The organism is Kitasatospora arboriphila (assembly GCF_039528095.1).
In the GTDB taxonomy this organism is placed as follows: domain Bacteria; phylum Actinomycetota; class Actinomycetes; order Streptomycetales; family Streptomycetaceae; genus Kitasatospora; species Kitasatospora arboriphila.
In genome coordinates, this window is the sequence record NZ_BAAALD010000139.1 from 1 (window position 1) to 14048 (window position 14048).

Genomic DNA, 14048 nt, shown 5'->3' on the forward strand with positions numbered 1-14048 from the left:
GAAGCTGAACCGGCGGATCGTCGGCTGGGACCGCGGCCGCGACCTCGCCAACCCCCGGCCCGACCCCGGGGGCGCCCCGCCCGGCCCGTCGCGATCGGCCGGAACAACCCCTTTGACCTGTTCCGCACCGTCCGCGAGCATGCTCCGGTGACCGTCGAGACCACCCTCGCCAGGGCCGAGGCCGACCTCCGCGCCGGCCGGACACCCGTCGCCCTCCAGCGCCTGCGCGGGCTGGTCGGCTCCTGCCCGGCCGACCTGACGGCCCGGCGGCGGCTCGCCGAGGTCTACCGGCTGTACGGCGAACCCGCCCAGGCCGGCCGCTGGGCGTACCTGGACGAGGAGCGCGACCCGGCCGAGACGGCCGCCTTCGAGGCCCGCTACGCCGACCCGGTGCGGCGGATGGCCGCCCTGGCCTGGCGCGGCCCGGAGCACCGGGCACCGACCGCGACCGCCCGGGCCCGGCTCGCGGAGGTCCGCGAGGCCGCCTCCGCGCAACTCGGGCGGCCGGCCCGCTGGTGGGACGTGCGGGAGGAGGCCCGCGGGGCCGCCGGCCCCGCCGCGGAGCAGGACGACGGCACCCTGTTCTGTGCCGGATTCGCCCTGCTCGGCCTGCTGTTGCTCGGCCTCGCCGTGCTGGGCGCCGTCACCGCCGTGCGGTGGCTGCTCTGACGCCGTCTCCGCAGGCCACCGCCTTGGGCTCGGCTTGACACACAATTGACCTGATCACGGGCGAGGTGCGCCGGGGCCCGTCGCTACCGTCGGGGCCATGTCACCCCTCCCCCGGACGCCGGCGATCCCGGTGCTGCCGTACCGCAAGCCGACCCGTGGCCGCGACTACTGGGTCTTCGACGACGTCCTGCCGGACGCGGAGGCCGTCCGGACCCGCACGCTGGCCCGCCAGGACTGGAGCGAGGGGTACCCGCACAAGCCGGAGACCTGGCCGGGCCTGCGCACCATGCCCGGTCTGGAGCCGGACGAACTCGCCCACGTCGAGGCCCTGGTGATGCAGGCCACCGGCGCCCGCCGGATCTGGCCGGAGACCGGGCCGGGCGGCGCCACCGTCAACCACAACTGCATCCAGGTGGTCGGCCGGGACGAGTGCGAGCCGCGCCCGCACACCGACTCGCGGCTGGTCTGCCGCTACGCCGCCGTGCTCTACCTCAACCCCTCGGCCCCCAAGGACTGCGGCACCAGCTTCTACCGCCAGCAGATGCCGAACGGCGCGCTCGGCGGCAACATCGTCGCCGCGCCGCACAACAACCTGGTCGACGCCCTGGGCACCCGCTTCGTCCCCTCGAACGCCTTCGTCGAGGACGTCCGCGTCCCGCACCGCTTCAACCGGCTGCTGCTCTACAGCGCCAACATCATCCACACCGCGACCGGCTACTGGGGCAGCACCCTGGAGGACAAGCGGATGACCGCGGTCTTCTTCTGGATGGCCTGATCCGCGCCCTCGACACCCTCCGTATACCCGGTATGTAAGTACGTCTAGGGTCTGACTCGAACACGTCTCCGACCGGGGGCGGGTCCGAGGGGAGGGGCTCCATGACGACGGCCGGGAAGAGGCTTCGCAGGCGCACGGTACCGGCTCTGCTCACGGCGGTGACGACCGCCCTGGCCGTGGGCGGCTGCGCCTCGTCCGACACCACCGCACCGAAGGAGGCCCGCGACCGGGCCTCGGCGGTCTCCCAGGACACCGCCGTGCCGGGCGTCGACTGCCGGAGGGCCACCTGCGTGGCGCTCACCTTCGACGCGGGCCCGAGCGAGTACACGCCGAAGCTGCTCGACGTCCTCAAGCAGGAGAACGCGCACGCGACCTTCTTCATGCTCGGCAAGAACCACGTCGAGAAGCACCCGGACACCGTCCGGCGGATCGTCGCGGAGGAGCACGAGCCGGCCAACCACACCTGGACGCACCGGATCCTCACCGACATCGCGCCTGACGAGGCCCGCAAGGAGATCTCCCTCACCCAGGACGCGGTGCAGCGCATCACCGGCAAGCGCCCGGTGCTGATGCGCCCGCCGCAGGGCCGCACCGACGAGGACGTGTCGAGGATCTGCGCCGAACTCGGCGTCGCCCAGGTGCTGTGGAGCGTCACCGCCAAGGACTACGACACGAACGACTCGGCGCTGATCCGGCAGCGGGTGCTCGACCAGGTCCGCCGCGACGGCATCATCCTGCTGCACGACATCTACCCGGGCACCGTCCCGGCCGTGCCGGGCATCCTCGCCGAACTCCACCGCCGCGGCTACACCGTGGTGACGGTCTCTCAGCTGCTCGCCCCGGCGGCCCCGCAGCCGGGCGCGGTGTACCGCCCCTGACGGCCGGTCGGGCACCGTCGGCCCGGACCTCGCGACGAGGCCCGGGCCGGCGGTTCCCGCTACCGCAGGGATTCCTACTGGTACACGCGGACGTAGTCCACGAGCATCTTCTGCGGCAGCACGGTGGTGGCGTCGGGCGCGCCCGGCCAGTCACCGCCCACCGCGTTGTTGAGGATCAGGTAGAACGGGTGGTCGTACACCCAGGGGCCGCGGGTGGCCTCCAGGGCGGTGCGGTCCACGGTGAAGAAGGCGCTGCCGTCCACGTAGAACGTCATGTGGGCCGAGTCCCAGTCCACCGCGTAGGTGTGGAACGCGTTGGCGAAGTCCGTGCCCGCCAGGGTGTACGGCGAGCCGTACCCGCCCGCGCCGTTGTAGGCGGGCGCGTGCAGCGTCGAGTACACCGAGTCGGCGACCTTGCCGACGTGCTCCATCACGTCGATCTCACCCGAGTACGGCCACGGTGTACCGGTCTTGAAGTCGGAGCCGAGCATCCAGAACGCCGGCCACAGGCCCTGGGTGCCGGTCACCTTGATCCGCGCCTCGGCGTGGCCGTAGGTGAAGTCGAAGTGGCCCGAGGTGTTGATCCGGCCCGAGGTGTACTGGCAGACGGTGCTGCCGGAGAGCGGGTCGCGCGGGCAGGCCGATCCGGGGGTGACCTCCTTGCGGGCCTCGATCACCAGGTTGCCGGTGCCGTCCTGGTAGAGGTTCTTGTTGCCGGTGGTGTAGTACTCCAGCTCGTTGTTGACGCCCGCTCCGGGGTCGGTGGTCCACTTGCCGGCGTCCGGCGCGGTGCCGTTGGAGCCGTTGAACTCGTCGCCGAAGACCAGCCGGCCGGCCGGGAAGGTCGGGTTCGGCGGCAGCGGCGGCGGGGTGACGGGGCTGCCGCCGGTGCCGAACACCTGGAACTCCCAGAGCGAGTAGCCGTACTGGCTGACCCGGGTGGTGCCGTACATCCGGACGTACCGGCCGGTGCCGTTCAGGTTGGAGACGGTCTCCTTGAACCCCTTGCCGGTGGTGGTGGAGTAGATGTCCGTCCAGTTGACGGCGTCGCCCGACACCTGCAGCTTGTACGCGGTGGCGTAGGCCGGGTCCCACTGCAGGACGACCTTGTGGACGGTGGCGGTGGCGCCGAGGTCGATGTAGATCCAGCCCGGGTCGCTCCAGGCGGAGGTGGCCCAGCGGGTGGCCGGGTCCTGGTCGACCGCCTTGCTCGGGGTGCAGTTGCCGCAGCCGCCGTCGTTCTGGCTGCTGGAGGCCACCGCGGGCTTGTCGTACGAGAGTTGGACGTCGCCGCCGCCGGTGCCGCCGCCCGGGGTGCCGTAGACCTGGAACTCCCAGAGCGAGTAGCCGTACTGGGTGGCGCGGGCGGTGCCGTACATCCGGACGTAGCGGCCGGTGCCGTTGACGGTGAGGTTCTGGGTGCCGCCGGTGCCGCTCGCGGTGGTGTAGACGTCCGTCCAGGTGCTGCCGTCGGCGGAGGTCTGCAGCTTGAAGCCGGTCGCGTAGGCCGCCTCCCACTGCAGGACGACCCGGCTGACGGTGGCGGTGGCGCCGAGGTCGACCTGCAGCCACTGCGGGTCGCCGAAGGCGCTGGACCAGCGGGTGCCGGCGTTGCCGTCGACGGCGGCCGAGGCGGGGAAGGCCACGCCGTTCTCGGTGGAGGAGGCGGTGACGGTCTTGCCCTGCGAGAGCAGGCTCTCCGCCGCGGGGGCGGCCGGCGCGAACGGCACGAGCAGGGCGCCGAGGGCCAGGACGAGGGCGGTGAGCAACCGGGTCAGCACCCGGTGGGGGCGCGCCGCGGCGGCCGGTGGTGCGGTGGTCATGGGGAACTCCAGCTGGGTGGGGGTGGTGCGGAGTCGGTACTGCGGTGCACGGGTGGGGCGGTGCGGCCGGCGCGGGCGGTCCGCGGGCCGGCGGCTGCGTGCGGGTGTGGTCCATGGCCGTCCTCGGAGTGGGGGGGAGCGGTCAGGCGGAGTCGCGCAGGACCAGTGCGGTGGGCAGCACCAGCGCCGGTCCGGCCTCCTCCCCCGCCGCCAACCGCTGCACGAGGCGCACGAGTTGGCGGCCGAGCTGCTCGATGGGCTGGTGCACGGTGGTGAGCGCGGGCTCGGCGGTGCGGGCGCAGTCCACGTCGTCGAAACCGACCACGGCCACGTCCTCGGGCACCCGTCGGCCCGCCCGGCGCAGCGCCTCCAGCGCACCCACGGCCATCAGGTCGGAGGCGGCGAACAGGCCGTCGATCCGCGGCTCCTCCGCCAGCAGCCGGGCGGTGGCGGCCCGCCCGCCCTCGACCGTGAAGTCGGCCTCGGCGACCAGCGGACGGCGGTGCCCCCGGACGGTCTCCCGCAGGTAGGCGCCCAACCGGTCCTGCCCGGCCGGCGTGGACGAGGGCCCGGCCACGGTCGCGATCCGGGTGCGGCCGATCCTCTTCAGGTACCGGACGGCGGCGGCCGCACCGCCCGCGTTGTCCACGCCCACACAGGGCAACTGCACATCGCCGTAGGCCCGTTCACAGCAGACCACGGGCACGCCGGTGCCGGCGAGCAACCCGGGCAGCGGGTCGCGGTCGTGCACCGAGGCGAGCACCACGCCGTCCACGTGGCCGCCCCGCACGAACTGCTCGATCCGCCGCCGGCCGGCCGCCGACCCGGCCAGCAGGATCACCAACTGCTCGTCGGACTCCTCGAGTTCCGCGGTGGCCCCGCGGATCAGCGTGGGGAAGAAGCCCTCCGAGAAGACCTGGCCCATGCCCTCCGGCAGCACCAGCGCGTAGGAGCCGGTGCGGCGGCTCACCAGCGAACGGCCGGCCTGGTTGGGCACGTACTGCAGATCGGCGACGGCCCGCAGCACGGCCGACCGGCGGCGCTCGCTGACGGGGTGCGACCCGCTGACCACCCGGGAGGCGGTGGCCCGGGACACCCCGGCCCGCTGGGCCACGTCCTCCAGGGTCGGCCGGTGCCACTCCGGGGCGGTCAGGTCCACGAGCCGTCCTCCTCAGGACCGACGATGTCGAGAGAGCGCTCTCTCACCAGCGCCACGAGAGTGCCCCCGAAAAACCTCCGGTGTCAATGGGCGTGCACCTGACTACTGACTCGAACGGAGAAAACGCTCTCCGGCGTGGGTGCACCCCAGGGGCGCGGGGAACTGCGCAATCCGAGGTGGGCCGCCGTAGGAATCAAGGCTTGGCCCGTGCCGTTGTGACACCCACCCCTGGATTGCGCAGTGCTCCCCCAGCCTTCGACCGGGAGGTGTCCCCACGCACCCCTGGTGGTGCACCCTCAGGCGGACTGCCGTACGACCAGCGTCGGCCGGAACACCACCATCGGCATCGTCTTCGCCGGCTCCGCGATCTGCCGCAGCACCAGCCGCGCCATCTCGGCCGCCATGTCCTCCACCGGCTGCCGCACGGTGGTCAGCTGCGGGTCGCAGGCCAGCGCCGCGCTGCTGTCGTCGAAACCGATCACCGCCACGTCCTCCGGGACGCGCCGCCCGCTGCGCGACAGCACCGGCAGCGCCCCGAGGGCCATCAGGTCGGAGGCGATGAACACCGCGTCCAGGTCGGGCGCGCGCTCCAGCAGCGCCCGCATCGCCGCGGCCCCGCCGTCCTGGGTGAAGTCGCCCTCGACGTGGACGGCCTCGCCGCGTCCGTGCGCCGCGAGCGCGTCGCGGAAGCCGTCGAGCCGCTCCCGGCTGGCCGGCATGTCCAGCGGTCCGCTGATGGTGGCGATCCGCTGCCGTCCGAGTCCGACGAGGTGGTCGACGGCCAGCCGGACGCCCTCGCGCTGGTCCACGTCGACGTAGGCGATCGAGGCGGAGGAGGCGGGCCGGGAGGCCAGTACGGCCGGGATGCGGGCCTCGGTGAGCCACTGCGGGAGCGGGTCGGAGGCGTGCGAGGAGACCAGGATCACGCCGTCCACGTGGCCCTGCCGGAGGTAGCCCTGCAGCTGGCCGCGCGACTCCGCGTCGTCGGCCAGCATCAGCACCATGGCCATCCCCTGGGGCCGCAGGACCTGGATCACGCCGCTCACCACCCGGCCGAAGTGCGGGTCGGTGAACATCCGGCCGACGAAGGGGTCGAGCGGCTGCCCGCGGCGCTCCGCCTCGGAGACCACCAGCGCCACCGAGTTGGTGCGCCGGGTGACGAGCGAGCGGGCCGCGGAGTTCGGCACGTAGTTGGTCGCGGCGACGGCCTCCTCGACGATCCGGCGCAGCTCCGGGTCGACGGTGGACTTGCCGTTCACCACCCGGGAGACGGTCGCCCGGGACACGCCGGCCACCTTCGCGACGTGCTCCAGTGTCACGGGTCTGGTCGAGGGAGGCAGATCGGTGGTCACGCTGCCAGTTATACCCCGTGGAGTGCGGCAGCCCGCCCCCGCCTCCCGAACCGGCCGTTCGGGTGCCGCCCGGCCGGCCCGGCCGCGCCGTCGGCGACCGGCCCACGGACCGGGTCGGCGTCCACGGGCTCGACGACCTCCGCCGGCGGCTCGCCGTCACCGCCGGGTGGCCGGTGAACGCGGCGCTGACCGCGCTGGAGGACGCCGGTGGGGTTGCCCGGGCGGCCCTCCGCTCGGGCGGGCTCGTCGGGCTGGACGCCGCGACCGGCGCGGTGCTGCCGCGCACCGACCTCGCGGTGGACGGCATCCCCGTCGTGGCGCCCGCGCCGGCCGCGACCGGGACGGGACGGCCGGTCGTCGGCACGGTGGACGGGCGCGTCCTCGACTGCGTGGCCGCACCGCCCGGCCGAGCCCGCCGCCGGCCGTCCCGGGGCCGGCTACCGGTCCTGGCGCGGCGCGTACCACCAGACGCCCAGCACCACCAGGAAGGAGAGTGCGGAGAACCCGGTGCACCACCAGGCGGTGCCGGTGCGGCCCTCCATCCAGGCGTCGGTGGCCACGGTCAGTGCCCAGAGCTGACCGATCACGACGGTGCAGACGAGTGCGACCCTGGCGCTGAGCATCGAGGAGCGCTCCGGCTCGTGCTCGCCGCCCGCGCCGGGCCCCGGACCCGGGGAGTGCACCCGCGGGTCGGCGTAGCCGCTGGTCGCCCGGATCTGCGGGTAGCGTTCGTGCAGCGGCCGGTTGAGGCCGGGCTGTTCGCTGCCGGCGTGGTACTCCTCGGGGGCGGTCACGAGTCGCAGCCGATCCGGTCGGCGAGGTCCGGGTCCCGCTCGCGCAGGCCGCGGCAGAGGCCGGCCTGCGGGTCCTCGCCGGAGCGGGCGGTGCCGACCGCCCAGACGGCGCCGCGGGCGTCCTCGACGAGCAGCACCCTGGGCAGCGGCCGGGGCGGCGGCCCGGCGGTGACCTCCCCGGTGCGGATGTCGAACTCGCCCTCGTGGCAGGGGCAGTACAGGTCGCCGTCGCGGCCGTGGTCGGGCCGGCGGACGACACCGCAGGCGAGGTGGGTGCAGATCGTCGACCAGCCGACCAGGGTCCCGTCGGAGAGCCGGGCGGCGATCGCCCGGTCGTCCTCGCCGGGGTAGGAGAAGGAGACGGCCTGGCCGCGGCCGATCCGGTCGGCGATCCGCAGCGGGGTGGCGGTGCCGTCGCCGTGCCGGGGCAGTACGCCGGCGGCGACGACGGTGGAGCCGACGGCGAGGCCGCCGGAGACGGTGGCGACGATCCGCAGGTAGTCGCGGCGGGTGGTGAGGGAGTCGGCGGAGATCCGGTCGACCAGCGCCGCGTGTTCGAGCGGGGTCCCCCCGGTGTCCGACGGGTCGGTCATCGCGGGGCTCCGTTCCCGGGCGTGGGCCGCCCGTTGACCTCGACGAGCGGCAGCAGCCCGCCCGGGACGGGTGCGCGGCGCTCGGCCGGCACCACGACGGCGACGCCGGTGGCCACCTCGGCGTCTCCGAAGCTGAACTGCGTGGAGACCTCGACGCCGGGCCGCTCGGCCCGGAGCTCCTCGACCGTGCCGTAGAAGAGGGCGCCGGTCGGGCAGACGGTGGCGCACATCGGGGCCAGTCCGCGGGAGGTGCGGTCGTAGCAGAGGTTGCACTTCATCTGGAGCTTGGCGTCGAGGTCGATCTTGGGGACGCCGAACGGGCAGGCGTTGACGCAGTTGGCGCAGCCGATGCAGCGGGTGGGGTCGGCCTCCTGGACGACGCCGTCGGCGGTGATCAGGATCGCGTCGGCCGGGCAGACCTGGGCGCAGGGCGCGACCGGGTCCTCGCAGTGCATGCAGAGGGTGGGCAGCGAGGCCACCGAGTGGCCCTCGTCGGGGTAGTCGAGGTGGATCATCGACTTGCCGCGGTGCGAGTCGCACTCGCGGCAGGCGGAGACGCAGGCCTGGCAGCCTATGCAGCGTCCGGGGTCGATGAAGACGGTCCTGCCGAGCATCCGGTCAGCCCCTCTCGGCGGTGCCGCGCCCCTGCGGGGCGGTCGGCGGCAGCGGGTCGGTGCGTGAGGCCTGGGCCTCCGGGTAGGCGGTGTGCCCGGGCGGCACGGGCGGTGCGGGCACCTCGTCGAGGTGCTCGGCCCGTTCGATCCGCACGGCGCACACCTTGTACTCGGGGATCTTGGAGCGCGGGTCGAGGGCGTCGATCGTCAGCTGGTTGGCGGCGACGGGGTACGGCCAGTGGTAGGGCACGAAGACGTGGTCGGCCCGGATCGCCTCGGTGACCAGCGCGGGCAGCACGGTCGCGCCGCGGCGGGTGACGACGCGGACGGCGTCGCCGGTGCGGAAGCCGTGCGAGGGGTGCACCTCGACCCAGGGCCGCGGGGTCTGCTCGACCAGTCCGCCGAGCCGCCGGGTCTGGTTGCCGGACAGGTAGTGCGCGACGGTGCGCCCGGTGGTCAGCGTCATCGGGTACTCGTCGTCGTACGGGTCGGCGGGCGGGTGCCATTCGACGACCTGCAGGTGCACCCTGCCGTCCGGGTGGTAGGTGCGGCCGTCCTCGAACAGCCGCGGGGTGCCGGGGTGGTCGACGGAGGGGCAGGGCCAGGCGATGCCGCCGGTCTCCTCCAGCCGCTCGTAGGTGATGCCGTGGTAGTCGACGACGGTGCCGGCCGAGGCGCGGCGCAGTTCGTCGAAGACCTCGCGGGAGCCGGCGAAGCGGAACTTGTCGCCGGCGCCGAGGCGTTCGGCGAGTTCGCAGAGCACCCGGGTGTCGGTGAGCACGCCGGGCGGCGGGTCCTGGGCCTTGTTGTGCTTGACCACCCGGGCCTCGGCGTTGGCCATCACGCCCTCGTCCTCGGCCCAGGTGGTGACCGGCAGCACGACGTGCGCGTTGGCGGCGGTCTCGGAGAGGAAGAAGTCGAGCTGAACGTGGAAGTCGAGGGTGTCGTAGCCCTCCTTCACCACGGAGTGGTGCGGCAGCGAGACGAAGGGGTTGTTGCAGACGCCGAGCAGGCCGCGGATCTCGCAGCGCCGCATCTGGTGCACCATCTCCATCATCGAGGTTCCGGCGGTGGGCAGTTCGGCCTCGTCGATGCCCCAGATCTCGCTGATCTGCCGGCGGTGCACCGGGTCGAGGATGGACCGTCCGCCGGGCAGCAGGTCGGCCTTCTGCCCGTGTTCGCGGCCGCCCTGGCCGTTGCCCTGGCCGGTGATGGTGCCGTAGCCGCAGCCGGGGCGGCCCAGGTTGCCGGTGGCGGTGCAGAGGTTGATGACGGAGAGGCAGTTCTCCACTCCCTGGGTGTGGTGCTCGATGCCGCGGGCGTGCCAGGCCATGGCCCGCGGCGCGCTGCCGAACAGCCGTGCCACCTGGACGACCTGTTCGGCGGGGATCCCGCAGATCTCCGCGGCCCGTTCGGGGGTGTACGCGGCGACGGCCGCCCGGACCTCGTCCCAGCCACTGGTGTGCGCGGCGAGGAAGGCCTCGTCGGTGAGGCCCTCGCGGACGACGGTGTTCAGCACCGCGTTGAAGAAGGCCGAGTCGGTGCCGGAGCGCAGCGCCACGTGCACGTCGGCGGTGCGGGCGACCGCGGTCTGCCGCGGGTCGACGATGATCAGCACGGCGCCGCGGTCCCGGGCGCCCCACACGTACTGGGTCATCACCGGGAAGCACTCGCCGACGTTGGCCCCGGCGATCAGCAGGCAGTCGGTCTGCAGGATGTCGGCGAACGGGTTGGCGGCGCGGTCGATGCCGAAGGCGAGCTTGTTGGCGCCGGCGGCGCTGACCATGCAGAGCCGGCCGTTGTAGTCGACGTGCCGGGTGCGCAGCGCGACCCGGGCGAACTTGCCGACCAGGTAGGTCTTCTCGGAGAAGAGGCTGGCGCCGCCGAGCATGCCGAAGGCGTCCCGGCCGTGCTCGGCCTGGATCGCGCGGATGCGTTCGGCGATGTGGCCGAGGGCCTCCTCCCAGCCGACCTCGCGGAAGGGCTCGCCCCGGGAGCGGCGCAGCAGCGGGGCGGTGAGCCGGTCGGGGTGGTTGACCTGCTGGTAGGCGTTGAGGCCCTTGGGGCACAGCCGCATCCGGTTGATGTCGTGGTTGCGGGGTTCGACGCCGAAGACCTTGCCGCCGGCGACGCGCAGGTACATGCCGCACTGGACGCCGCAGAAGCAGCAGTGGGTGGGCACCAGGGTCTCGTCGCCGAGGTCGGCGCGCCAGCCGGCCGCCGGCAGGCCGCCCGCGTCACGGAAGCCGCGGGTGCCGGGCGGGGCGATCACCGGGTCGATGCGGCGGGCGGAGTCGGTCACCGGAAGCCCCGTTTCACCTCGGAGAGGTAGGCGCCGCCGCGCAGCACCCGTTTGCAGCGGGGGCAGGTCTCGGCCCAGCTGTCGAAGTCGAGGTGGAGGTCGCGCATGGTGCCGCGGAGGTTGGCGACGTAGGCGGCGGTGTCGATCGGCCGGCCGCAGTTGCGGCAGTGCAGGATCTCGCCGTCGGTGCGGGAGACCAGTTTGAACAGCTGCATGCCGACGGCGGCGGGGCGCTGCACGATGTGGAAGAACTTGCCGAAGGGCAGGTAGACCAGGGCGAGCACGACGGACGCCATGTGCAGCACGGACAGGAACTGGTAGCCGCCGCCCTGGAGGGCGATCTCGGAGAAGGTGAGCAGCAGCCCGGTGACGGAGACGGTGATCAGGGCGAGCAGCGGGACGAGGTCGTAGCCGAAGCGCTGTCCGGTGACGGCCTGCCGGTCGCGCATCCGGCGCCACAGGAAGTAGCCGCTGCCGCCGATCACCATCACGGCGGCCAGGTCGAGTCCGTGGTAGAGCGCCCAGCCGAGGGCGCTGTCGTAGGTGAAGCCGAAGACCTCGATGCCCCACAGCCGCATCCGGTAGCCGGGGCCGTCCGGGCCGACTGCCGTGAAGGTGAACCAGCCCCAGGTCAGCGGGAAGGTGATCGCGGCGGCCAGCAGGCAGCCCCAGAAGAGGAGTTGGTGGGCGGCCCAGCGGGCGTGCGAGCGGGCGCCGAGGAACTTCTGGAAGCCGAGGTAGGTGACGGCGAGCCGGGGCAGGGCGGTGGGCAGCCGGCGCAGGTTGTGCCAGGAGAGGGCGGCGCGCCATCCCTGGCGGAACAGGCGGGCGGCCGCGGGGGCGGAGATCCAGACGGTGTAGCGGTGGACGACGCCGAAGGTGAGGAAGACGGTGGCGACGGCGTAGGGCACCAGCGCGGAGTCGAAGTCGCGCAGTCCGCGGCTGCCGAGCACGATCGCGAGGATCAGCAGCAGCGAGACGCCCGTCGCGGCCAGGAAGGCCCGCAGGGCGACCCGCCGCGGCGGTGCCGGCTCGGGCGGGGGTGCCGGCGGTGCCTCCTCCGGCAGGCTGGTCGTGGCCACCCGGGCCTCCCGTCGTCGTGTCCGGCCGTGTCCGCAGGGGTCCCGACGACCGTATGCGGCGCGGCCGTTCGCGGCCCGCCGGGGCGGCCGGGCGGGTGAGCGCCGGCGGTGCCCGCGGCGGGCCCGTCAGGGCAGCGGGCGGACGGGGGTGCCGTCCGCCCGGGCGCCCTCCACGGTGGGCCGGTCCGGGCCGGGCAGGTCGACCGCCAGGGTGCGGTCGCGGACGGAGCGGTCGGCGGCGCCCGGCTCGTGGACGGTGAGACTGACGACGCGGCGGCTGGCGGCGGCGAGCAGCAGGTCGTGCCCGTCGGGGGCACGCCACCGGCTCCAGGCCACGGTGTCCTGGTCGAAGCGGCTGCAGCCGCGGCCCTCGGCGTAGCCGGTCCTGGCCGGTTCGGCGGCGCCGGGCAGCAGCAGTTCGGTGGCGGCGGAGCCGGTGCCGTTCCAGCGGTCGGTGCGCAGGCAGACCCAGGTGGCGGTGCCGGCCCGCTGGGGCAGCGACTGGACGGCGAAGGCCCAGGCGTTCAGCGCCTTCACCCCGGGGGCGCGCTCCGGGATCGCGCAGACGGTGCGGGCCCAGGTGGTCAGCGCCTCGCTCCCGGTGGCCTCGCGGGGTGCGCGGGCGGCCCCGGTGGTGGGCGGCGGGGTGTAGGTGAGGTGGGCGGGGGCGAGGCCGCCGAGGTCGGCGAGCAGGAAGGCGTGGTTCTCGGCGACCTCGCGGGAGGAGCGCAGTTGCAGGGCGGTGAGGTCCTGGCAGCCGTCCGTCGGGGGTGCGGGCACCGGGTCGGTGACGCCGTCCCTCCGGCCGAGCGGGCGGGCGGGTGTGTCGGGGGCGCGGAGGCTGCGCAGCGAGGCCTCGGAGATCCAGGGGGCGAGCAGGTAGCGGACGGCGTCGCCGGTGCGGTGCAGCACCAGCGCGGCGGCGGTGGTGACGTCGGAGTCGTCGGCGCGGGCGAGCTGCAGGCCGCGGCCGTCCGTCCAGCGGGCGATCCGGCCGCCGTCGGAGAGCAGCACGACCTCGTCGCCGTCGACGCTGCCGGCGTAGAGCAGTTGCGGGGGTGCGGCGGGCGGGCCGGCGGCGGTGCCGGGTTCGAGGCCGGCGGGTTCGCGGCCGGTGGGTCCGGTGCCAGGGGCGGGGCCGTCCCAGACGGCGAGGGCGAGGCCGAGCAGGGCGCGGTCGCCGGTGCGGTCGCCCCGGGCGGGCCAGGCGGTGTGGTCGAGCCGGGCGGTGCGGCGCCACAGCCCGGGGTCGGCCCGGACGAGGGTGTCGGGACCGGCCGCGGTGACCGCGTCGGAGCTCGGCAGCCGGAGGGCGGGCGCGCGGGACTCGTGCCGGAGCATCTGGGCACCGACGGCGAACGGCAGGAGCAGCAGGGCGGCGGCGGCGATCCGGGCGGCGCGCAGGCGGCGGATCAGGTCGGCGAGCTGGACGCGTACGGTGCACGGGTCGAAGCGCTCGCCGTCCCACTGGGCGGCGAGGTCGGCGGGGACGGCCGCGGCCTCGCGGCGGGCCCGGGCGGGGCGTGTCCCGCCGGCCCGGACGAGGACGGCGGTGACCTCGGCGGGCGGCAGGCCGTCCACGGCGCGCAGCGCGTAGGCGGCGCGTCCGGCCGGGCCCAGTGCGGCGAGGGCGCGGTCCAGGGCGACGGCCGCCGGGCCGCCGTCGGTGGTGGTCAGCCGCAGGCCCCAGACCTGCGGCAGCAGCCGGACGGCCCGGTCGCCGGGCCGGTGGGCGGCGCCGAGGGCGCGGCGCACCACGCGGTCGCGCAGTTCCTCGTAGAGCTCCTCGGCGGGGCCGCGGCGGGCGGCGGGGTGCCAGGGCGGGCCGGCCAGGGCGCGCTGGGTGACGGCGTGGGCGCGTAGCAGGCGCCGGCGGCGGTCGGCCCCGGCGGGCAGCACCAGGTAGGCGATCCGGGCGAGGCGGCGGTAGTTGACGACCAGGACCTCCTCGGCGTCGCTCTGCACCGCGTCCTCGCGCGGCGGGCCGCCGGGGGGCGGCCCCGGCCG

At 74.6% G+C, this 14048-nt stretch carries 12 protein-coding genes; 3 read left to right on the forward strand and 9 right to left on the reverse strand.

Annotated elements, in window-relative coordinates; genetic code table 11:
* The first annotated feature begins 147 nt into the window (after positions 1-147).
* The 3 genes from ABD353_RS36895 (at position 148) to ABD353_RS36905 (ending at position 2322) form a co-directional block, all read left to right on the forward strand.
* Complete coding sequence (locus ABD353_RS36895) at positions 148-669, forward strand: DUF6584 family protein (protein ID WP_344628099.1); 522 nt, start codon at positions 148-150, stop codon at positions 667-669.
* Positions 670-766: 97 nt separating this feature from the next.
* The gene (locus ABD353_RS36900; protein ID WP_344628100.1) at positions 767-1444 is read left to right on the forward strand and encodes a DUF6445 family protein; all 678 of its coding nucleotides are present in this window, start codon (positions 767-769) and stop codon (positions 1442-1444) included.
* A gap of 101 nt (positions 1445-1545) precedes the next feature.
* Entirely contained in the window at positions 1546-2322 is a 777-nt protein-coding gene (locus tag ABD353_RS36905; protein ID WP_344628101.1) for a polysaccharide deacetylase family protein, read from the forward strand.
* 74 nt (positions 2323-2396) lie between these two features.
* On the opposite strand, the gene ABD353_RS36910 is transcribed toward ABD353_RS36905, so the two are convergent.
* The 9 genes from ABD353_RS36910 to ABD353_RS36950 all read right to left on the reverse strand — a co-directional run.
* On the reverse strand, positions 2397-4145 hold the full coding sequence (locus ABD353_RS36910; RefSeq protein WP_344628102.1) for a discoidin domain-containing protein: 1749 nt from the start codon (positions 4143-4145) through the stop codon (positions 2397-2399).
* Between the two features lie 142 nt (positions 4146-4287).
* Positions 4288-5304, reverse strand: a complete 1017-nt coding sequence (locus tag ABD353_RS36915) for a LacI family DNA-binding transcriptional regulator (protein ID WP_344628103.1) — start codon at positions 5302-5304, stop codon at positions 4288-4290.
* A gap of 296 nt (positions 5305-5600) precedes the next feature.
* Positions 5601-6656, reverse strand: a complete 1056-nt coding sequence (locus ABD353_RS36920) for a LacI family DNA-binding transcriptional regulator (protein WP_344628104.1) — start codon at positions 6654-6656, stop codon at positions 5601-5603.
* Positions 6657-7093: 437 nt separating this feature from the next.
* Positions 7094-7450: a DUF6755 family protein gene (locus tag ABD353_RS36925; protein WP_344628105.1), complete on the reverse strand. Its 357-nt coding sequence runs from the start codon at positions 7448-7450 to the stop codon at positions 7094-7096.
* Positions 7447-8043 (reverse strand): Rieske 2Fe-2S domain-containing protein, encoded by a 597-nt coding sequence (locus tag ABD353_RS36930; RefSeq protein ID WP_344628106.1) that lies wholly within the window; start codon positions 8041-8043, stop codon positions 7447-7449. Before ABD353_RS36930 ends, ABD353_RS36925 begins: the two co-directional genes overlap by 4 nt.
* Entirely contained in the window at positions 8040-8657 is a 618-nt protein-coding gene (locus ABD353_RS36935) for a 4Fe-4S dicluster domain-containing protein (RefSeq protein ID WP_344628107.1), read from the reverse strand. Before ABD353_RS36935 ends, ABD353_RS36930 begins: the two co-directional genes overlap by 4 nt.
* Positions 8658-8661: 4 nt before the next feature.
* Complete coding sequence (locus tag ABD353_RS36940) at positions 8662-10959, reverse strand: molybdopterin oxidoreductase family protein (protein ID WP_344628108.1); 2298 nt, start codon at positions 10957-10959, stop codon at positions 8662-8664.
* Complete coding sequence (locus ABD353_RS36945) at positions 10956-12041, reverse strand: MFS transporter (RefSeq protein ID WP_425555328.1); 1086 nt, start codon at positions 12039-12041, stop codon at positions 10956-10958. Before ABD353_RS36945 ends, ABD353_RS36940 begins: the two co-directional genes overlap by 4 nt.
* 126 nt (positions 12042-12167) lie before the next feature.
* The coding region (locus tag ABD353_RS36950; protein ID WP_344628109.1) for a hypothetical protein at positions 12168-14048 on the reverse strand (1881 nt) is incomplete at its 5' end.

What these genes read in the sequence shown, in the direction of transcription:
- ABD353_RS36900 (WP_344628100.1), top strand. Translation starts at nt 767, where the DNA reads ATGTCACCCCTCCCCCGGACGCCGGCGATCCCGGTGCTGCCGTACCGC.
- ABD353_RS36905 (WP_344628101.1), top strand. Translation starts at nt 1,546, where the DNA reads ATGACGACGGCCGGGAAGAGGCTTCGCAGGCGCACGGTACCGGCTCTG.
- ABD353_RS36910 (WP_344628102.1), bottom strand. Translation starts at nt 4,145, where the DNA reads ATGACCACCGCACCACCGGCCGCCGCGGCGCGCCCCCACCGGGTGCTG.
- ABD353_RS36930 (WP_344628106.1), bottom strand. Translation starts at nt 8,043, where the DNA reads ATGACCGACCCGTCGGACACCGGGGGGACCCCGCTCGAACACGCGGCG.
- ABD353_RS36935 (WP_344628107.1), bottom strand. Translation starts at nt 8,657, where the DNA reads ATGCTCGGCAGGACCGTCTTCATCGACCCCGGACGCTGCATAGGCTGC.